Origin of the sequence: Tahibacter sp., from assembly GCF_032229445.1 — a bacterium.
GTDB lineage: Bacteria > Pseudomonadota > Gammaproteobacteria > Xanthomonadales > Rhodanobacteraceae > Tahibacter.
Genome location: NZ_JAVTWC010000012.1, coordinates 88144 through 111301 on the forward strand (window position 1 = coordinate 88144; position 23158 = coordinate 111301).

At 69.4% G+C, this 23158-nt stretch carries 4 protein-coding genes; 2 read left to right on the forward strand and 2 right to left on the reverse strand.

The genetic code is table 11. From position 1 onward, the window contains the following. Positions 1-420 precede the first annotated feature (420 nt). Both RUU78_RS03220 and RUU78_RS03225 read right to left on the reverse strand, forming a co-directional pair. Positions 421-984 carry a papain-like cysteine protease family protein gene (locus RUU78_RS03220; protein WP_313913596.1) on the reverse strand — a complete coding sequence of 188 codons (564 nt, stop codon included), beginning with the start codon at positions 982-984 and terminating at the stop codon, positions 421-423. 70 nt (positions 985-1054) lie between these two features. Beyond that, positions 1055-2899 (reverse strand): hypothetical protein, encoded by a 1845-nt coding sequence (locus RUU78_RS03225; protein WP_313913598.1) that lies wholly within the window; start codon positions 2897-2899, stop codon positions 1055-1057. Between the two features lie 156 nt (positions 2900-3055). Here RUU78_RS03225 and RUU78_RS03230 point away from each other — a divergent pair, with 156 nt between their 5' ends. Beyond that, entirely contained in the window at positions 3056-14725 is an 11670-nt protein-coding gene (locus RUU78_RS03230) for a hypothetical protein (protein WP_313913600.1), read from the forward strand. Then, positions 14722-22077, forward strand: a complete 7356-nt coding sequence (locus RUU78_RS03235) for a hypothetical protein (RefSeq protein WP_313913602.1) — start codon at positions 14722-14724, stop codon at positions 22075-22077. The genes RUU78_RS03230 and RUU78_RS03235 overlap by 4 nt, the downstream gene beginning before the upstream one ends. Positions 22078-23158: the final 1081 nt, after the last annotated feature.

A 23158-nucleotide genomic window follows, 5' to 3' on the forward strand; every position in this document is an offset into this window, starting at 1 on the left:
GTGGCGGACTCTCGGCTCGTGTGCTCGGCGGCTCACGATGGGAGCTTTCCCGGACGGTCTTCCGGTTACCTCATACGTCTGCTGGTTCCCCGCGGAGCCGGGGAAAAGCATTGACGATGCCTCCCGGCGGTCGATTGATCGGAACGTTGGTCGGACCGTGTCGATTCCCGTCGCTGCCTACGACGCCCCTGACACCGCCGCGTCGACCGTTTCGCGACTCGTGCACGGCAGGGCACTTCTCCGCCGAACGTCCGCCTCCTCACCAACATGAGGTCAACCACGAGAACTGTCTGGTCGACGACGTGCCCGAAGTGTCGGGCATCGGCGGCGGCGAGATCGAGCCGCAGCGCGAGGGCGTCGAACCACAGCGGTGTGGCGTGCTTCTTCGACGAGCACGCCGCTGATCGACGTGACGCCGAGCTACGGAAAATGCGCGAAGACGACGCTGTAGCAAGGATCGTTTTCGAACAGCGTCACGAATTCACCGAATTTCAGGGTGTGGCGAGCGCCGTCGGCCGTGTCGATAAACCGGAAATCGGTACCGTTCGTGCTGCCGTCGCCCTTGACGCCGTAAAGCACGAGCGCGTGGAACACCCCGTGCCGTCCCGCGCAGCCTGGATCGGACCGGGTCGTGTTGATCGTGACCGACAGGGGCCCGTGTTCCTTCAGTTTGCCGACCCAGCCGGCCACTTCCATGCTCATTCCGGGAGTGCTGCGCATACCAATTTTCGGGTAGTACGCGGCTTCCTCGCTCGGCGTTATCGCGCGCCCGGCCTGGGCGTGGCCGAGATACGGCTCGCCGGCGAGCCGCGCGATGTCCAGCGGCGTCTTCGCCGTGCGGTTCTTCCAGTTGTAGATGACGGTGCTCGCGGCGAGCCAGCAGGTGTCGCGGTCCTGCCGGAGCGGGCTGATCGTCCCCGGCACGGTGTAGTCGTACGCAGCAGTCGACGGTGCTGCGGCCATCAGCGCGGCGACGGTCAGCACGAACGGAGCGATGGTCATGGCGGTTCCTGGTCGATGATTTAGGGGTTTCGGGCAAGACCACAGCTACCGGTCACTTCCTGTCGAGCGGCGTCTTCGCCGGCACGGGTGCCGCCTTTACGACGAGATAGGTCGAATGACTCAGCGCGAGCAGTCCGGCCATCATTGGATTGACCGGCGGGAAGTGTGAGATCAGCACGTTCGGCGCGCCGAGCGCCACGAGCATCGCGGCGAGGCTGATGTCCTGCACCGTGACGAACAACAGGTGCGTATAGACCATCATGAGTCCGGCGGTGATCAGCACCATCTGCAGGCGCGAGATGTCTACACGGTTGAAGTTGTCGCCGTTCTCGCCAAGGAACCAGTCGGCGATCGATGGCGCCACGCCCTTGTCGCGCACGACGATCTTGCCGACTCCCTCGAGCGGCGCGGCGTCCAGCCTTTCTTCGCTGACCGGCTGCTTGAAGCCGAGGATCAGCGCGGTCAGCAGCGGCGAGGACAGCGAGATGCCGAGGATGGCCCAGAGCTCGGCCGGCATCGACGGAAACAGCAGGAACCGGTCGCCGGCTTCGTTCTGCGGATCGGCCAGGAACACGCGCATCGCCTCGGCGATGAGGCCGGCGTTGAACATCGCGATCGCGATCAGCGGTACGAGCAGCAGCATGGTCCAGCCGGTCGCCTGCGCGATACTCAACGAATAGCGACCCTGAGCATTGGTCAGTGCGCCGAGCCAGTGCCCATTGATACCGCGGCCCAGCGCGAGGATCACACCGACGATGCCGATGATCATGAGGAACATCGGCACGGCCAGTGACACATTGCCGCCGCCGGCGGTTGAGGCATGCCGGCCGAACGGCAGGTAGGCTGCCACGGCGATCGTGCGGCCGATCAGGCCGGCCGAGACCGTGTCGACGACGCGATGGCGCGAGGCAAAGAGCAGCGCATCCTGCCAGATTCCACGACACGCGCGATCGAGATCGACGGCGGTCGGTGCGGATACTTGCGGCGGCGGCGATTGCTGCTGTGGCAGCACCGCTGGTTGCGCCGGCGCTTGCGCCGCTGGTTGCGCGATCGGTTGCGCCGCGGTCTGCGGCGGCGGCGGGCCCAGACGCTCCCGGCATTGCTGCGCGACCGCGGCGTAGGCCGCGATGTCGGCACCACTCGGCGCAACGCGGTCGGCAGCCCGCATTTCACTCCGCCGCGTGCGCAGCTCGTTGATGGCGCTCAACTGTGTGCAAAGCGGTTCGGCGTTACCGGCACCGCAGAGCCGCGGCACGGCGTTACGCCGATTCAGCTCATGGCTCGCCCAGGCCTGCTGCGCCGCCGTGTCGCCGGGCGACATCAGCGCAGCGGCCTGCGCCACGCTGCGTCCGGTCCACAAGAGATTGCCGGCAGCGATCATGAACAGCAGCGCGGCGGCGATACCGAGCCACCAATACGAACTGCGGTACCACGCCGGCGCTATCGGCGGTTTGGGATCGGTCAACGGCTGCGACACGAGGCTCGGCGCACCGGTCATGCTGTAGTAGAGACACAGCAGGCCCATTCGTCGACCGTTGTTGAACTCGAACTTGCCATCGCGCAGCTGATTCGGGTCGAGTGCCCAGCGCGACTCGTCCGGCAACTCACCGTTTTCCGTCGACGGCACACCGTCCTCGTCGCATTCCCAGAGCAACACGCGCTGCGGCAGTGCGACGCCTTGATGGGTTCCGTCGAGATTGCGCGTGATTTCGACAATCGCGTCGTACTTCGCTGCCTCGGCAGTACCGACCAGCGGCAGCGATACCGCTGCCGGCAGGGGCAGCGCCTTCTGCGCATGGATGTGCGCGATCGCGCGTTGCAGGAAATCCATGCGCGCGGGCGGAACCGCAGTGAGGTTGTGCGTATACGCCCAGGCGATCGCAGCAGCATCGGTCATGGCCAGTCTCCGGCGGTGCCGCCCAACCCGGGCGACTGTGTGCAACCAGTGTCGACAGCGGCACGAACCTCTCAGTCACTTCGCGCGACAGCGCGCTGAGAGATTCGTCGCGCGGACGACACTTGACCTCAAGCCGCTAGTCCCACCGGAGTTCTCATGGAAACGATCCTGCTGGCGCATGGCCAGACCGCGCAGGTGTGGCTGCTCGCCGAACTCCGCGAGAACGGCTACGACTTCCAGGCGATACGGATTGGCCTTGGCGCGCATTCGGCCGAGCTGCGGCTCGGCGACAGGATCACGATTCCCGCCGTGCTGACGCAGCGCGACGACGCCGGCCTGCGCCTGCGCTCGCCGGCGGAGCTCGAAGCAGAAGCCTCGGCGGCGCTGCGCCGGGCTGCCCTGCGTCACCGTGCGCAGCTCGCCGAAACACTGTCGCGGCCCTTGACGCTCGACGTCTCGCAGCACGCCTTCTTCGGTGTGACGAGGATCGCTGCCGCGGCCGGGCTGAGCGCGAGCGTGCGCCTCGTCGTGCCGGGTCTCAACGGCGCGTCGGACGATGCACGTCCGCTGCTGCTCGCGACGGCGCAGGCCTCGGTGCAGGTCGAGCTGCTCGGCGCGTCGCAGCAGCGCACGGTGTCGCTGAGCGTATCGGTCGATCTGCGCCGCGCCGCACAGCAGATCGTCGCTGCACTGCTCGCGATCGATGCGCCGGAGCTGCCGTCGCTCGACCTGCGTCTGCTGCGGGGCTGGCTGCCGACCCTCGACTTCGGCGGCTGGGCCGACCTCGATTTCCGTTCTGCGCTAGTGCGGCTGCCGCTGCCCGAAACCGCCGTCCACGTCGACTGGTCGACACAGCCAACGTTCGACGTGCGTATCGAGAACGGCCGGCTGCAGGTGAGCAGTACCGCGGCGAGCTGCACGCTGCGCTACGAGCAGCAGCCACTGGTGGCGCTCAGCGATCTCGTCGTCGAGGCCGACGGCGCGAAGATCGCCGTCGGCGTGACGATTGCGCCGGCCGCCGGTGTCGATCTGACGCTGCCGGATCGCCGCTATCCCGATTTTCCGGGCCCGTTTTCGCTTTATCTCGCGCAACAGCGGCTGCACCCGACGGTCACGCTCGATGCGGCGACGTCCGCCGTTACGGTCGCGCTCGAGGCCCGCTTCGGCCGCATCGAAATCCGCGCGAAGGACGATCCGTCGCTCGTGCTCGCCTTCGCCGCCGACGTCCGGCTCACGAGCGCGGTCCATCAGCCACCGCGGTTCGAACTGACCCGGCTCGAACTCATCGAACCCTACCCGATCGCGCTCATTGCGGCGCTCGTCGACCAGATTCCCGGTGAACTGCGCCTCGCCTTCAACTGGCCGCTGCCGGACCTGCCCGGCGTGCCCGTCACCGGACTTTCGCGGCTGCTCGAACGTCTCGAACAGCTGTTGCGTGCGGCGTTGCGCTGGCTCGCGCGCCAGGCCGGTGACGCGGCCGCGGCGCTGGTCGGACTCGCCGAAACCGCGTTCGAGCTGCTGCTGCGCCTGTTGCGCCAGATCGCCAGGCTAGGCCACGCCGTCGCCGAAGCCGTCGCGATCGATGTGCGCCTCGATGCCGACAGCTACGCGCTGCGGCAGATCGTCATTGCGCCATTCCCGGCGTCGACGGCGGGTCCACTGGTCTGCGAAGCGCTAGGGCTGCGGCTGGAATGTCCGCTGTCGCTGAATCCCTGCGTCGTCGTGGATTTCCGCGAGCACTGGGCCGCACTCGCGCTGCTGCCGCCTGCCGCAGGTGGCGCGGCGCCGCCGGCGGCCACGCTGTCGACGAATCTCTGGTTCGCGGCCGACGACGGCGCGCAGGAATCGGTGCGCGACCGCACCGTCGACGGTGATGATGCGCCCGCGAAACCGCTGGTCACACTCAGCGCGACACCGGCCGCCGGCAGCGGCGTCGCACTCGTGACGCTGCAGCACGGCAAGGCCGGCTTCCTGCGCCGGCTGATTGCGCCCGGCACGACTCCCGCACAGTCGCAGCGGCTGGCGTTCGGCGGCCGGCACGCGATCGGCATTGGCCCCGTCGCCGGTATCGGCGATTGGTCGGCCGGTGACTGGGCCTTCGAGGTCGCATTCAATACCGACGGACTCGAACGCGCGCTGCCGTTCCTCAAGAAGTCGAGCAGCGACGAGCCGGGCCTGCTCGAGCAGTACGTCGAACTGGAGTCGGCCAAGGTCGCCGCCCCCGCCCTCAACCATGTGTCGGTCGACCTCGTCGTCGTCGTTCACGTCGGTGAGTTCGAAGCCAAGGCGAACCTCGGCGTCGAGCTCGATGTGACGACGCTGCAGGCGAAGATCGCGAGCACGAAACCGATCGTGATCATGGGCGAAGGAACCGAGACGCGCCCCCTGTTCGGCCTCGATGCACGCATCCGGAGCAAGCAAGACACTACGGGCGCTTTTCCCCAGTTCATGCTCGACCTCAGCGACGGCAATGCGCGGCTGAGCCTCGCGTCCGAAGCGCTACTCGAACTGCGCTACGCCCCGATCGCACAGAGCGGCGAGGGCCTCAAATTTGTCGCTACCGACCTGCTGATCTCGCGCGACGGCGTCGATCTCGACGCCGATGTCGCCGCCGACACGCCGGTTCCGCTGGCCGGCGTTGGCACCGCGTTCCGCTTCCGCTCGGGCACGCTGCGTCTGCGCCAGAGCCAGATTCAGGCGTTCACGCTGCTCGGCAGCGGTCCGCTGCCCGCGGCGCTCGTCGGCGATGCGGGCGCGACCGTAGCGATCGCGTTCGGCCGTCACGCCAACGGTGACCTGCGCGTCGAGAGCGCAAGCGGCGAACTGCAGAAACCCGGCGGTATCCTCGTCTGCGACAGCACGCGGTTCCGTTTCTGTATCAGCGCGCTCGGCTTCGAATTCATCGAACGCGACGGCTACCATTTTTATTTCACGCTGACCGGCTCGGCCGAGTTCCGTCCACGCGACGGCGAGATGGCCTCAGGGCTGCTGCAGCATCTGTCGCGGATCAAGATCCTGCTCAACAAGGTGCCGCTCGCCGGCGATGCGCGCACACTCGCGCGCGCGATCGAATTCCAGGTACCGATCGAACCGCCGATCCGCACGTCGGTGTTCGACATTTTCAGCTTCGAGCTGCGCGGCATAGGCTTCCATCCGAATTCGCCGGCGTTCGACGGCCCCGCAGTGTCGCTGTCCGGCCAGATCAACTTCGCCGAGTTCGGTGACATACCAAGCCCGAAACTCGATTTTCACCAGCTCTGGATCGCCCCGCCGGCCGGCGACAGCGGACTGCCACGCGTGCGTTGCGACGGCCTCGGGCTCGGACTCAGCCTCGGCGGCGCGCTCAAGGTCAGCGGCATGGCGATCGCGGTCGACGGCAAGCTGCCTTCGCTGTTCAGGCCGAACGCGCTGCCCGAAGGCATCACCGCGCGCGGCTTTCTCGCCCAGGGCACGATTTCGGTCGCCGGCTGGGCCGACATGTCGGGTTCGATGGGCTTTCTCGAGCTGCGCGACGGCGACAAGCCGATACGTCATGCATTTTTCCTCTATGGACAATTAAACAAACTTTCTGAACCGATACCGACCCCGGTCGGCGAGATCTACCTGCGCGAAGCCGGCTTCGGCCTGGGCTACCGTTACACGCTGGCGAGCCTGCAGCAGGCTGACACCGTAGCGACACCGCGCGAGCTCGTCAGCCTGCTCGACGAAGTCACCAAATACCAGGGCAACCTCGATGACGTGCGTGCGTGGCTGCCCGAGCCCGAAGGCAATCGCCTGACGCTCGCGATGCGCGCGCTGCTGACCTATCGCACCGCCTCGTCGCCCGGCACCTACGACAAGCAAGCCGAGGAAGCCAAGGGCGACGACGCGCCGCCGAACCCGGTGCTGTTCGATGTCGTCGCCGCGCTGCGCTCGGACCTGACCTTTCTCGTCGCGGTGCGCGCCTGGCTCTGCGTCAACTACGCCGACTGGGTCAACGGCCGCGGCCAGACCTGGCAGAGCCGGCCCGGCCTGCGTGGATACATGTATATTTCAGTACCTCGCCGACAGTTCCTCGCGCGTGCAGTGGCCGATCCGAACGGCCATATCGGCGAGCATCCGAAGCTGCCTGCGCCGCTGGTCGCTGCGCTCAAGGGCACGCGCTGGTCCTCGACGCTGTACATCGACGAGAGCGTGTTTCACCAGGAGTTCGGCTGGCCCTACGAACTCGGTATCTCGCTCAAAGATGACAACGGCAACTTCGGGCTCGACGCCGAAGGTGGCACGGTGCTGCGCATCGCCGACGGCGCCCTGCTCTACGGCATCGCGTTCCGCGCCAAGGGCTTCGCCCAGTTCAGCGGCCGCGTCGGCAACAGTTCGCTCGGCGCATCGGTCGAGGCGCGCGCCGAGTTCGCGCTGTCGGCGCGATTCATCGCGCTGCTGTCCGCGCGCCGCGCCAGCGACAGCTTCTTCTACGGCGCGCTCAAGCTCGACGTGTCGCTGCTGTTCCGCGTTGCGGTCTGGCTGTCGTTCAAGATCTGGCGGCACCGTATCCATCTCGAAGCGCGCTTCTGTCTGGAGCTCTGCATCAGCGTCGCGGTCGAACTCGTTTTGTCGGCCGGCTCCGGCCTCGGCGGCCGGCTGCAGGCCTCGATCGCCGTGCGTGCGCTGGGCCGTTCTCTGCGCGTCGGAGTCGGCCTGTCATTCAACAACGGCCTGCTCGACGAGACGCGCGCACGCGTCGAGCGCTATATGCGCGTCGGTCTCGGCGCGCAGTATCCCGACCCGGAGAAAGGCGCGCCGGCCCCGTTGCCCGAGCGGCAGCGCCAGGCGGCCGGACAGATCGGCGACCGACGCGTCGACGAAGTCGCGCAGCGCCTCGAAGAACTCGCCGAGCCGCCGGGCACGCCGGTGGAACTGACGATCAGCGGCCGCCCGCTCGGCAACGCCGCGTACTGGGCCTTGCTGCTGCCGACGCGCAGCCGCCAGACCGTCGACGAACGCCCGCTCTACCTGCTGCAGCTGATTCCGCGCGATCACTCCGGCAGTCGCAGCGACTGTTGCAACGACACAGCGCTCGCCGTCGACCCGCGCGAAGCGAGCTTCTTCGTGGCGCCGCGCATCGTCGGCGTCGACGACGACACCATCCACGTCGATACAGCCCACGGCCCCCAGCTGAGCATCGGTATCGCCTTGCCCGCGGGCTCGCTGCGGCGCCTCGACAGCAACGGCACGACGCAGGATCTGTCGGCCGGTGGCGCGTTGCCGGTCGGCTGGGACAAGGTCATCGCACGCGCTGAGGACGGCCGCGCGCTGAGCCTCGGACAACTGCTCATCGACTGCTTCCTCGATCCCACCGCCGATGGCGGTCCGTTGACCGAACCCGATGCGCAGTGTTACGCCGCACCGGAAAAGCTGCCGTCGGATGCCAGCGAAAGCGCCGAGCGACTCGCCGATGCGTCGCGCGAACGCGCGCTGCTGTCAGCCCGGCTTCAGCGCGAGGCGCAGATCGAGGAACGCCGGTCCGGCCTCATCGCGACGATCGCCGAATCCGCGAACCGCATTGCCTCCGCCGGTGCCGACGCGAACGGAAGCTGGATCGCTACCGAAGGCATCGACGCGCGCGATTTCGGCCTGACCTTTGTCCTCGATGACGCCGCGCTCGCGCTGCTGTTTCCGCCGTCGAAAGACAAGTCGAAAGACAGTGGGCCGCCGCGCGCTGAGTTCTCGATCATCGGTGACGACCCGGGCCTGACGAGCAGCGTCGCCGCCAACCTCGCCGGCCGCGTCCATCTGTTCAATCCGCCCGCGCGCCATTTCCGCAACGAATCACCGCGCCTGGCGCAGTCTGGCCATGCGATCAATCCGTCCGGCATCGCGCTGTCGTGGGATCTGGAGTCGGGCTGGGAGCGGCCCGACGGCACGACAGCCAGCGTCTGGCACGATCCGGACTGCCATTTGCGGCATTACCGCATCGAGCGGCGGCTGCTGAACCTGCCGTCCGCGCCACGCCACCGGTTGACGACGACCAAGTCCGCCGGCGCCGTCGTCCACAGCCGGGGCCTCGACGAGCCGACCATCGTGCGCGCTGATCGCCAGTACGTCGACGATCTCGCCGATCTCGATCCGAACGTGCGCCGCGCGCTGCTCGACTCGGGTACGACGCCGCTACCGGCCAATGCCGCAGACGCGTGGAAAGCCGCATTCGGCGACGCATCCGTCGACCATGTCGATGTGCTCTACACCATCGTCGCCGTCGACAACGCCGGCACCGAGGCGCCGCCAGTACCGCTGACCTGTCGCATCCAGCGGCCGCCGTCGCTGCAGCAATCGCTGCGGCGTGCGAGCGGGCGCTTCGTCTACCGCGGCCTGCCGAGCCTCGCCGGCGCGTCGCCCAAGGACAACCTCAGCGCAGCGGATCAGCTGCCGGAGTTGCAACTCGTCATCGAAGACGCGGAACTCGATCGCCGCATCGCCGCCGGCAAGCCCGCGGCCGCCGACGCGCGCCGGCGTGAACTGGCAACGCTGGAGCTGTGCGTTGCCAACGAGAGCGCGCTGCCGATCGGCCAGTACGGCATTGATGCGCTGACCGACGCGCGCCTGCGGCCCGGCACACCGGCAGCGACGGCGCCGCCGGCGCCGCACGAAACCGCGTTCCGCCTGACCGCTCTCGGTAACGAGAAACCGCCGGCGAACGCGGTCGTCGTCACGGTCGTGCTGCGCCGCGAAGAAAAGAAAACCGAGGCGGAGCGCACCGACGCCGTCGGCGACGGCCTCATCGACGAAGCGCCGCAACACTATCGCCTCGACGCGATCGACGGCGGCGACTGGCGCCGCAGTCTCGGCATACGCAGCGACGGCGACGTCGTGGCCTCGCGCCTGTTGCTGCGCCCCGCACCACAAGGTACGCAGCAGCGGCCGTCCGACTGGACCCCGGTCGACCTCGTCCTGCGCGTGCTGCCGACTGCCGAACCGGCCTCGCCGGTTGTGGCATCGACCAAAGCCGCAGCGGAACTCATCGACGCACCGATCGAGGTATTCGAGCATCCGCAGGAGCTGTCCTTCGCCGCACTCGGCTTCGAAGACATCGATGTCGAAGCCGGCCGCCTGCTCGTGCGCTATCCGCCGTCGGATGCGTTCGTGAGTCGCACCGGGCATTCGCGTCTGCCGCCGCCGACGCTGCTGCGTGACGGCGCGCGCCGCGTTGCGACACGGCTGCGCTGGAACGCCGCGCCGACGTCGTTGTCGGCGACCGCGGGCAAGGCAACGCCCGCCGCGCTGCGTCAGCGCATCGGCGGCTTCGACCTGTTCGCGCTCGACGCTGCGACCGAGATCGCCGGCAAGCCAGCGCATCGGCAGGCGCGCAATGTCGGACGCGTCCAGCTGCTGCCGCAGGAACTCGCCGCGCTCGATCCGAATACGACCGGCGACTTCTCGCGCGTCGAGGCCTATTACCCGAGTGAGACCTTGCGCCTGTCGGGCACGCCGCGCGGCCTGCGTCGCCACGCCTGGCTGTCGTCGGCCGAATCGGTGCTGTGCTGGCCGCGCCCGCTCGTGCGCCGCTCGCTGCAGCTATTGCCGGCCGAAGACGGACTCGCCGCCCTGTTTGCTCACGGTCGGCCTGCGCAGCTGCGCGTGCGGCTGGACGGCTGGCCCCGCGGCCTCGACGCCTCGCTGGTCAGCGACGACGACAGCGATTTCCGTCTCGTCAGCGAGGCGACCGTGCCGACCGCGGTGTTCACGCGCAAGACCGACAGCGACCGCTTCCAGCTCGAACAGGTGCGCCGTGCACTGATCAGCCTCTACTGGCGCAGCACGGCGGCCGACGCCGACGAACGGCTCAGCAACGATCCCGACGCGCTCGACCACCTGCGCCTCGTCGTCGATGCCATGCGGCCGGCACCGTCAACCGCGCCGCCGCTGGCCACGGTCGAATTCGACGTCTCGCTGCGCTGCGCGCTGCACCCACTGCTCGCCGACGGCATCGACCTCGCGCGCTATTCGAGAAACAGCGACGCCGCGACCTACCGCCGCTGCCGCCGCTACGAGCCGGTGACCGAAGCCGCACCCGCGGTCAATGCAACGACGACCGAAGCGCTCCTCGACGAACTGCCGGCGAGCGCCGACCCCTATGGATGGCAGACGCTGCGCGCGCTCGGTCTGGCGCAGGGATTGCGGCTGTTCGATACCGAACAGGGCAAGTACCTCAGCGGCAGCGACGACGATTCCGCGCTGTCCGTGCTCGCCGAGGCGCTCGCCGCGGCACAGCGCCGCTATGCCGGTCTTGACATCGGCGGCGCGCTGTTCGTCGAACTGCTGTTCAAGCCGGCCGGACTCTACGAACTCGCCGCGTTCGACGGCGGCACGCCGGCCACGGCGTCGGACATCGATGACAACGAGACGATCGCGCTGCTGCAGCTGTCGCTGCGTCCGTTGGCCGAGCGGCTGTGCGACGACCGCGCTGGTCCGGTGCGTTATGCCGCGCTGTTCGCCACGCCCGGTGCGCTCACCGCGACGATCCAACTCGCCTCCGAAACGGCGCTCTGGGTCGAAGCAGAGCTGTTCGGCCACGGCGAAGCCAGCGGTCTGCGCATGACACTGGCCAACGCCGCGCTGCGCGACCGGCTCCTCGTCGACCCGAACACCGCAGACCGCCACAACTTCCCCACGCGCGGCCGCGGGCAGATCGGGCTGCTGCGCTATTGCAGCTGGGACGATGCCCTGCTGCCGTTTTCGCTCGACGGCTGCCGTGCGGTGCCGCTCGCGCGACCGGCCGTCGTCACGACGCGCCATATCGAGCTGCGCGCCCTGCCCGGAGCGACGCACGCGACGGTGCGCCTCGATCCGGAACAGAGCTGGACCGACGCGGAGCTGTGGCTGATGCGCGGGGCTGAAGAGCCGCCCGTGCCACTGGCCAGTCTGAGTCTGCGTCTGTCGGGTCTGGTCGACGCCGACACGGCCGACAACCATACCTTCGGCTTCGATCCGGACGCCGCGGAAGACGAGCCGGTCGCCGTGCTGCGCTATCGCGCCTGGGACGGCGCTGCGCAGCCATTCACGCTGACCGGCTGCACCGCCAGAGTGATCACGCAGCCGCCGCGATTGGCTAACCCAGCCCTGCCCGAATTGCCGCTGCGCGAACCGTTCGAACGCTTCGGTGCGCTGCCCGCCGACATCGCTGCCGCCGTGGCGTTCGGCTGGCAGCCGCCACCCGATTTCAGCGGCACGAATACGACGCCGCTGCCAGCGAACGCGCTGGCCCGGCAGCAGCGCGCGAATTTCCTTGGCCTGGCGCGGCGGCGCCTGCCGGCGTTCACGACCAGGGATGAGGACTTCACGACAGGCGCGCGCGACCCGAAGGAAGCTCTCGTACGCCAGCAGATCTTCGTCGCGCGCTATACGGGCTGGGTCGAACGCTGGTTCGCTCACGGACTGGGTATCGTGCTGTCGACCGAACCCGTGACGCCGATCGCCGTCGCGCTCGCGACGATTCCGAATCCGGCGCCGTGGCGTGTCGCGCCCGACGCAGCCGGGCGTGTCGACGTGCTGATTCCCGAGACCGATCGCTACGGACATCTGCGCCGCTACGCGATCCGACCGTTCGGCCGCTACGAGAACTTCGCCGAGGCTGTCGCCCTCGCACACCGCGAACCCAGCCTCGAGGGCGCGCTCGACGGCGTGGTTGATCCGTATGCAGCAGCGGTGATTCCGCGCACCGAACCCGTCGCCGCACCGGTGTTCCTATCGGCACGCCGCGCCGATCCCGAGCGGCAGACCGGTCAGCGGCCGGGGCGACTGCTCGAACTCGTGCTCGCGCGGCATCCGGAAGAAAGCCTCGCCGACGCCAACCGCACGGTCGAAGCCGGCCTCGGTCTGCGCGATCTCAATGTCGGCTTCTGGCGCGAACTGTCGGGTGTGGAGTTCCTGCGCGCCGCGCACGAGCGCATCGTGGACGGCCCCGCACTACCGCCGTTCGGGCCGCTGGAACCGTTCGGCCGCGCCGACGCCACGTTCGCGGCCGATGGCTCGTGGCCGACGCACTGGTCGGACTCGACGGGCGATGCGTTGCCGGCGCTGGCCGTGCTCGACGCGCGCGTACCCGACCTCTGGCGCGGCGCACATCTGCTGCGCCTGGCCGACCTGCCTTACTGTTTCCGCGCGCACGCGCTGGCCTACGCTGCCGCCGGCAACGTCGTATCGGCGCCGTCAGCAATGAGCATCGCCGAGGGCTATTACGAACTGCATGCGCCTTGGCTGGCACAGGAGTGGGAAGCGCCCGCGGCACGCAAGGACCGTCCGCTGCTGCCGCCGCCGCGCTGGAGCGCGCGCCGCCAGCAACTGCGCGACGACGCCAGCGCGCCCGCGAGTCATACCGAGATCACGCTGAAGATTCCGCTCGTGCGGCTCGTCGACTGCATGGACGCCGACGCACGACGGCTGTGGCTCAGCGAACAACGTCCCGACCTGTTCCTGCTACCCGATCCGCTGGCGACCTATGACGTCGCGGTCGACGCCGCCGGCGCGTCGCGCGAAGCCGAGCTCGAGATCCGGCCGCTGCCCACGCCAACAGCGGACAGCACCCAGGTGCCGTATCGCAGCCAGGCCGTCGGTACCCGCCTGAGCACCGCCGCGCCACCACGACTGCGCGCCGCGCTGCGCAACGCGAGCGTGATCGGCCGCGAGCTGCAGCTGGCACTGACGCTACCGGTCGTCGCAGCGAGCGAACCGTCGCCGGCGGCCTACGAGCCCGGCAACGCACTGCTGGAAGCCGTGTTGTTTACGCCGGACAGCGTTCTCGACGGCGCCCTGTGGGTCGCCTGGGCCGAGATGGCGCCACGCTGCTCGCTGACTGTACAGATCGATGCACCGCCCAGCGCAGCCGACTGCGTCGCGCTGGCACAGCACGCCGAAGCGCTGCGCATCACGTTTGAACCGCTGCGCCACCTGCCGTCGGTACTCACTCTGCTGCAATGGCTGATCGCGTTGTCGAGGCTGCGCGAGCTCGTCGACTGGACAGCATTCGTCGATCGCTATGGCGCCGGGCCGCTGACGATCGCCGACTGGGGGCGTGGCCTGCCGTTACCGACGACTGATAACCCATTGCGCCTGAGCCGGGCCGACACCACCGGCTGGCCGCAGCTAATGCCGGCAATGACCCACGCGCATCGCAGCGCCTGCGCGCAGTTGCTCTACGCGCAGCCGGACCTGCGTACCACCGCGGCCGACGCGCAATGGCAGCACTGGATCGCGAGCTACCGCGCACGCGCCGCCGCGCCGCGCCGCGGCGTGGCGCCGCTGCACGAACCGCTCGATGTCACAGCGCAGGCATGGCTCGCGCCGCTACGCGACGCGCTCAATGCGCAAGCACTCGCCGCCGGCGAAACGGCGCCGCTACGCCTCTATCGACGCTGGCATTTCCTACCGGCGTCGCCGCCCGATCCGGGCCTGCTGCGCGCCGCGTTCGCCGCGTTCGAGCCACGCGCCGGCGTCGAGGAAACGCTCAACCTGCTGCACGCGCTCGAGCGTGCCGCGCCAAGCGACGTGTTTTCCACAGAGACCATCGAACTGCCGGACGAACTGCCCGAGTCGACGCTGGAGACGCTGCAAGCACTCGGCAACCTGCAGGACGACCGGCTCGTGCGGCTCGTCGTCAACCTGCCGCCGAGCGACGCCGAACTCGCCGAACTCGCCGCGTCCGCCGGCGCCGCCGATGCGCTGGCTTTCGTTGTGCGCTGCTGCACCGACCAGCTGTTCGGCCGCGGGCGCCGCCTCAACCTCAGCGTCTGTCGCGGCCTCTGCGCGCCGCTCGACAGCGTGTTTGTGCGGCAGACCGGAGAATCCGCATGAGCGTCCATCGTCAGACCCCGCTGCGTTCGATCCAGCTGCTCGGCCCTGCGCTACTGAACGCGGCGAGCAGCACGACCGCGCCCGCACCGTCGCTGTGGCGCCTCGTCGTCGACGGCAACTACGCCGGCCCCGGTGCGCGGCCCGCGGAATCGCGCAATGTCGGCGTCCGCGTGCTGCTGCAGGATGCGCTGCCGCGGCCGTTGCATCCGGAAAACAGCTGGGCCGCGCCGCCGCACGACGCCACGCCAGTTGATTTCCACGTGCCGCGGCTGCTGCAGCTGCGCGTGCGTCAGCGCGGTGGACCGCGTCTGGGCATCGCGGCGAGTGCCGATCTCGCGATCCAGCCCGACCTGACAGCGAGCGAACTCATCGCAGTGCCCGACTATCGCGACCCGCTCGCCGGCGACTGGCCGCGCGCAGCAGCGCGCAATGCCGCCGGCAAAGCCGAGATCGTGCTGCCGGCGCTGCGTCTGGCCAACGGCCGGATTCGAGTCACGCTTGCCAAGGACATCCGCGACGTCAGTCTCGGGCTCAACGAAACCATCTACCGGCTGTTCGCCGACGCCTACGCCGAAGGGCTGCGAGTGCTCGCCAACAACGGGCTGTTCGTACTCGACCTCGTCGCCGACGGCATCGAGTTCGACGCCGAGCTGCCCAATCCGCTGTCGACCGGCCCGGCGACACTGCCACGCGCACGCGTGCGGCTGTTCCATGGCCGACATCCACTCAGCGGCGAGCCGCGCTACGGCCTCGCCCTGATCGGCGCGCCCGAGGAAGAACTCGGCAATCTGCGCGACGCACTGGCGCAGATCGATCGCGAGAGTGAGCGCATCAGCGCTGCGACCGGCGATCCGAATCGCGCACCACTGCGCCTGCGACCCAACCCGTATCAGCGCGTCGTGCCACTGTGCTGGTGGCTCGATCCCGATCTACGTTTTCGCCAAGACCGCGACACCGTCACGGCGACGATCGGCGGCGAGTTGCTGCGGCCGCTGCTGCAGACGCGCGTCGCGACGTCGTCGCTGCCGCTGCCGGCGGAATTTCATGCGCTCAGCGTGAGCGTCGCACGCACGGGTTCGCAACGGACGCTGCAGCTCGATACGCATGTCGACGATGACGCCGGCCGCCGCGAGCTTGAGGCGCTGAAGCTGACCTGGCGCACCGCACCCGAGACCGCGGTGCCAGCGTTCGCGGCGACGTTGCAGCGCGCCGACGGCGCACCGTTCCCGCTGTCCCTCGACCTCGCGCTCGAACGCGAACGCCTGACCGCGCTCTACGCGAACGCCGGCGCGCTGCCGGCCGGACGGCCGGCGCCCTACGCCTTCATTCCGGTAAGCCGCGGCCTGCTACAGCTGCCGTTGTCGCCCGAATCGACAGACGAAGTGCCTCCCTCGCCCGCCGTCCGCCGGCTCGCGCGCGATGCATTCAGCGGTCTGATCGCGGCCGAAATCACGACGGTCGCCAACGAGGCCAGCGTGCCGGCGCAGGCCATCGAAGCCTCCGGCGCCGCGGCACTCGTCGCGCGGCTGAGCCTTGACGGCGCGCATCTGCTGACGACCGAAGTCGATCTGCGCGGTCCGCGTGCGCGCCTGTCCGGCCTGTTCTGGTGCATCGAGGCGAGCCCGCGGCCCGAAGAAATTCTGCCGGTGCTCGATGGCGGCCCAGCCGCCTTGCGGACTTTGGACCTGCACGTCGGCCGCGACAGCGAGCGCGGGCCCGGTTTCGCCGCGCAGCACTGGAGCAGCGCAGCGGCATGGACGCTGCAGCTATCCGCCGGCAGCGACGCGACCGCCTACGCCTGGCTGCGCCACACGACCCTGCCGCTGATCGCAGCGGCATCGATGACGCGCACTGCGGCCGCCGCGGCACAGCCTTCGCGATCGCGCCATATGGTGCCGACCGCGCTCACCTACGGCCCTGCCAAAGCGCCGATCCGTCTGACCTATCAGCCCGGCCAGCTGCGCCCGCAGCTCGCCGGCGGTGCCGGCACAGCGACTGCCTGGCCCTGGCCCAACCGCGGCGTCAACAACGCCGCAGCCATGAGCACGCAGCCGCCGTCCGTGGCGCTGCTGCCGCTGCACGTGCCCGGTGTCGTGGCGGTGCCCGACGATCCGAAGAACTGGACATCGACGACAGCGCTGCACGCCGCGCTGCGCTTCGACCTGCCGTTGCTCGACGAGCTCCATGCCAGCAGCGTGCTGCCGCGCACCGAGCCGCTCGCCGCCGCGTTCGGGCCCGTCGTCGCGCCGGTGCCGGTGGCGACCGGCACAACCGCGCTCGACCTGACGACCCTGGCCGAACGCTGGCGTGATACCGCCGAACGTCTGTCGCTGGCGGCGACCCAGATCGCTCATGCGACCGGCTGGACGCCGCCGATCACCGCTGCTGCAGCCCATTCGGCCGACGCCGGTACGCTCGTGAGCGTGACGGGCCTCGTCGAGCCCTTCACCTTCGAGACGCGTTTCGGCCTGCTCGGCCACGATGTACTACAGGGCACGCGGCTGCCGTTCGGCAGCTACGTCTTCGCCGGCGAGCACGCTGCAGGCGAACGCGCGCTGCGCGGCTGGAAAGCGGAGCTCGTGATCCGCGACGATGAATTGCAGCCTGCCGACCCGGCCACGGCCGACAGCGCGACCGCCGAGCAAATACACATCGTCGGCTTCGCAGCGCAGGCGCGCCAGGACCCGCTCAGCGGTGAGGTAACCGATTCGCGCGGCACCACGCTCGCGGCGCAGGCGCGCACCCTCGAGGGCATCGCCGGTGCGCTGGTGCTGCGCGCGCAGCGCCGCCACTACCGTGATGCCAACGGTGCCGTCGACACGATCGCCGAGGAACTGGCGACGCTGCAGCAACCGCTGCCGCTGCGTTTCGGCGCCGATGGCACGACCGCAGCGCAGCTGTGGTTCCGCGATCTGCCATTGCGCGAGCTCGCGTTCGACGCCAGCCATAGCGTGCTCGAAACCGTGGCCGGCCCCGGCGACAGCGCACTGCAGGGTTCGAATATCGCCGCCAACGCCTATGAATGGCGCTGTTTCGGTAACGACGAACAGTTCGATATCGCGCTCGGTGCCTTGCGCTTCCGGCCGCTGCGTCTTGCCGCCGTCGTACTCGGACGCGACGGCGACGAGTGGCGACCGCTGTCCGCGCGTCTGATCGGACGTCTGCAGCTGCCGCTGACACCGGCCGTCGACGCGCCGTTCGGACGCGACCACGAATACCTCAGCGGCAATCTCGTCGCGCTCGAACTGAGCAGCGATGGCGACGGGCTGCGCCTGACCCAGGTGCAGCGCCTGCAGCTGACGACGGCCGCAGATGCGACGCTGCCGTGGCAGGTGTCGACCGAGCCATTGCGGTTTCAACTCGGCGCCGGTCTGGTCTACGTCAACGGATCCTCTGTTTCCGCGACCGACACGCGGCTGCCAGTGGAGCTCGAACTGTCGCTGGCGCCGGCGCTCATGAACGGCGCGCCCGCGTTCGACGCCGCGACGCTGCGTCTGCGTCTGTTCGGCAGCGATCTCGCGCTGAGCGGGTCGGCGACGCCCGCCGCGCCGGCCAGCGACATCGCCGGACTGGCGTTCGCTCCACCACCGACAGCGGCTGCCGCCGGCGCACAGATCGCGCTCCACACGATCACGCTGCAACCGCGCGACACCGACTGGACGCTGCACCTCGACGCAACGCTGCAGCTCGATCTTCCCGGACATCGCGGCACGCTGCTGCCCCTGCTGCGCTGGCCGCTGGCACAGCCGCCGCAATGGATCGGCCTGAACTTCGCCGCCGCGGAATCGACGGATGAAAACGCATTCGTCACGCAGATCGACCATGCCGACGGCACGTTGACCGCGACGTCGACCGGTCTGCTGCCCATCGAGGGCGACTGGCTCGGCGTGCTGCCGCTGACCGGCGCGCGGGCCGGCGGTGCGTTCGCCTTCGTGTTCGACGGATCGCCGGCGCTGCGTGCGGCGAGTGCTTTCGTGGAACTGCTGTTGCGCAGCGACCTGCTCGAAATGCGCCAGCAGATCGTCTCGCCTCCGCGCGCCGGCGACGTCTGGCGCAGCACGCTGACGATCGACGCGGCGATCGAACGCACGAGCCGCATCGGCTGGCCGGTCGACGGTGTCGTCATCGGCGCAGCCGGCAATCCGGGCCTCGCCGTTGCGGTCGACATCCACGCGGCAGAGCCGCTGCGTCACCGGACGCGGCTAACCCTGCGCGGCCATGCCTTGCCGCTGGAGGCGCTGGGCCTGCGCGACGACCGCCTGCGGCTCGTCGCACCTTGGCGGCTGCGTGCGCTCGTCGAGCACTGGCTGCTGCGCGAGGCGAACGCGCGCCACTGGAGCTCGCTCGACGAGGTGGCGCTCGTTGACCTGTCGCTGCCGGAAGCGGCGCCGCCGTCCTACGAATTCCTCGCGCGCTACCGCATGGAGCTCGTCGACGGCGTGGAACGGCCGGCGCCGTTCATGCGCCATCCGGGGCTCGCCGCGACCGCGTTCGCGCATGCCGGCCTGACCTATGCCGCAGCGCAGTCGGTCGGACTGAGCGGCCTCGTCGCCGTCGGTGCCGGCGTGACCGTGTTCGAGGTGGAGCCCAGCGCCGGCGCGCGGCACGAGCGCGTACTGACGATGCCCTGGATCACGGCGCTGGCCGATGACGCCGCGGACGCCCCGCTCAGCTTCGCCCAGGCCGGCGCAGCGACGCGGCGCTGGCTGATCGCCGACAACGACCTTCCGCCGATGCCCATTCCCATGGCAGGCAGCGACCGCGCGTGGGCACTCGCCGTCGGCGATGCGAGCCAGGCGCGCCTGAGCCTGGCGCTCGATGACGCCTTCGTGAGCGCCGGCGCCGCAGTACCAGCGGCGCGCGCGCTGATGCCGCGCGAGCAGTCACTGCTGCAGGTCGAGGACGGCCAGCCGGTCGAGGCGGCCGCCGAGCCGCGCTGGCCGCGCACGCTGCTCACGCTCAAGGCGCTGCTCAATGAGCGGCCTCCGCGCCGCACGCTCGCGCTGGTGCCGTCGGGCCGCTCCGACGGACGCGCACTGCGCCTGCTGATCAGCGTGCCGCGCAGCTCGTCCGCGCCGCCCGCCGCGGCCGAGCTGCCGCCGGCCGACCTCATCGTGCTCGGCCGCACCGGACTCGCCCGCGTCGATCTCGACGGCGACGCCGCGACTCGTGCCGATGATCTCAGCGGTCTGCGCCAGCGCGCTTGGCAGGCGCTTGCGACACCACGGGTGGCGCTGTTTGCGACCCGCGACCTCGCAACGCCGGCATCGCCGCGAGACGCCGGTTCCGTGTCCGTTGCGCTGCCGGCTCGCGCCACGTCATGGACGACGTACTGGCACGAGGCCGCCTGGAGCGCGATCGGGGCGCTGCCGCCCTATCGCGGCCCCGTGACTGCGTCGCCGCTGCGCTACCGCAACGACACGCTGCATGCGAGTGCTGCGCTGGGCTGGCCGACCGCACGCAACGTCGCCGACCTGGCCGCGAGCTCACTCGTGCGCGGCGGCGACAGCGTGCTGCAGTCGCCGCGCGGTTTCGCACTGCGCCTCGGCGACCGCCGGCTGCCGGGTGCTGCACCGGCGCGCGACAGCACGGCAGATGCACGTTTCCTGAGCCTGTCTCACCACGTGCTGTTCGAGCGTCCGCCGCTGACGCTGATCGCGCCACCGGCGAGCCACCTGGTGCCGCTGTCGCCGCGCGCGCGCATGCCGCTGGCGAGCGAACTCGCCGCCGCGCTGCCGACCGCGGCGGAGTGCGCGCCGCTGCTGCCCGGGGCGGTGCAGCACGGCGTGATCGGCGCGCGCGCCGGCGCCATGTATCTGAGCCGCGAAGCGCTGCTCCTGCCGCTGCGCAACGATGCCAACGAAACCGCTGCCTTCGACGCGCAGCACGCGCGCTTCGGCCGCCCGGCGGGCTACGCGCCGGCCGTGCTGCATCAGGGCCGCGCGCCACGCTCGCCGGGCCTGCCGCGCGACCGGCTGTATGGCGGCGACGGCGCAATCGTCGCGGCGCGCGAGGCGCGCCGGCGCACCTTCGTCGCGTGGTCGCTGCGCACCGGCGCGCCCGAGCACGGCGAGATCGCGACCTGCCTGATCGCCGAAGGCGGCGCCGCGCTGCTGCGTGACAAGGCGCAGAACGCTGCCTGGCTTCTGCGCGTCGCCGCAGCACCGGGAGGCACGATCACGCCGGCAAACGCCACGAAACTCGTGCTGTCGGTTCGCGCGCTGACGCCGGTGGACGCGGCGGTCGATGATCCGTGCCAGACGTTGAAACAGCGCGGCCGCGTGAGCCTCGTCATCGACGGCTGGACGCTGCCGCTGGAGCTGTCCGCCGGTGTCGACGACGGCAGCGGCGGCAAGCTGTTCCGATGCAGTGTCGCCACAGCGCAACAGGAGTCCGTCATACAGCGTCTGCGCGCGGCCAGTGCCGATGCGCGCATCGAGCTGCAGGTACGGATCGCGCCCGACGCGAACCCGGAGAATCCGCAATCGCTGCTGCGCCACGCTGACATCGCGCGTCTGCCGCTGCCGCTGCGCCCCGACGATCGCCCGACGCCGCCGCTGCAATTCGTCAGCCTGCTGTTCGCCGACCCGGCCTACGACCGCGAGCTGACTTCCGCCGCGCGGCAGGAATCCGTCGTCATCGGGCAGAAGCTGCTGCGCCTGAGCCTGGACCGTACCGGCTATGCCGCCGGTGACACGGTCTACATCGCCTTCGGTCTCATCGACAACGCCAGCGGCACCTTCTCCAGCGACGCACTGCCGGGCAGCCAGATCAGCGTGCACATCCTGCGCGACGGCAAGATCGAGCCCGTCACGCTGACGGCGGCCAAGCCCGCCATTTCCCCCGACGGAGCGCGGTTCGAGGCCATCGCCAACACGCCGTACTGCATTCGTCTCGATGACGTGCTGCTGGTGCGCGGTGAGCCCGATAAACCGAGCTTCGAGCCCGCTCAGCTGCGCGCAGGCGACCAGCTGATCGTGCGCCTGTATGGGCCTCAAGGATTACTACTGAGCGCCCAGGTGCCCATCGTCGCCGAACCCACACTGGCGCCACCGGCCGCGGTCTACGGCCTGATCACACGCCATGCGGACGACGCCTACGCGACCGTGCCGCTGTTCGCGACCGCACCGCTGCCGTCGGTCGTCGAACTGCCGCATCTGCTTGAGGATCTGGCGACGGGCGCGGTACGCCGCTGCGGCCTGTTCAGCTGGACCTTCGTCGCGGAAACGCCGCTGCTGCCGGGCACAGCCTGCGCGGCACTGGTCAAGCTGGATCGCGCCGGCGGCGGGCAGTTCCCCGAAATCCTCGACACGGACTTCGTCGGCCTGCAGCCGCCGGTCGCTCCGGCGTGATGCGCGGCTGAGCGCCCAGGTGGCTTGCGTCGCGCGGTTCGATGACGACCGCGCTGGCTACGCGCGTGGGTTTCGCCGCGGCGCGCCCGATCGCCGCGGCGGCTGTCGATTCTCGATTGCCCGCAGCACGCGCTCGCCGCCATGGCGCCGCCTCAGACCTTCATCGACACGTGGAGGCTCAAGGACAAATCTCTCCGCAATCATGTATGGCGTAAGCGATAACTCACCGCCGTTCTTCTCGTCTGGGCATTCGCGCGGAGAATCGTCTGCAGTTTTCACGGCGCAGAGGAACGGGCGATGGCAGGCAAGCGAGTGCGGCGGAGCGCGGAGAGCTGGCGGAGGATAGTGGCCAGGCAGTCGAGCAGCGGATTGTCGATGGCGGCGTTCTGCGCGCGGGATGATGGCCCCTGTAGCTCCCGACCGCATTGACTGCCGCAACGACGCTATTTCTTGCACGCCAAGCCACATCCCCGAATGTGACGGACGTGCCACCCGCCTCGCGCTGCCGCGAAGCACGGTGCTGACCGAGGTGGCTGATTCTGTGTAAAACGCGAATTCGTGACAAACGTAATCACAGCATCAGAGCCGGCCACCATCCCGCAGCGGACGGCGCAGCGGCCCCACAGTCCGATCGACTTCCCCGACGCAAGGGAGGCAAGAGAAAAAGCCTCCTTTGACGTCGAAACGCTGCCGTTCGCAACAAACTTATAGATCCGGCGACGCAGCTGCCAATCACCTCAGGAAATTCCGCGCGTAGCGTACTGAAACATGAGCAACCTGCCCCCGGCTCGCGCGGCGAACGAGCCTGTCGCGCCATACGCGGCGGATTCCCGGCTGGTGTGCTCGGCGGCTCACGATAGGAGTTTTCCCGGCCGGTCTTCCGGTTACCTCAAACGTCGGCTTGTTCCCTGCGGAGCCGGGGACAAGTATTGACGATACTTGCCGGCCGTCGATTGATCGGAACGTTGGTCTGGCCGTGTCGATTCCTGACGCTGCACCCACACCCGAGCGTCCGCCGGCCGCTCCGGGTCGGTGGACGCGTCGAGCCCCACGTCGCCGGAGCCGTCGCGCCCCACGTCGC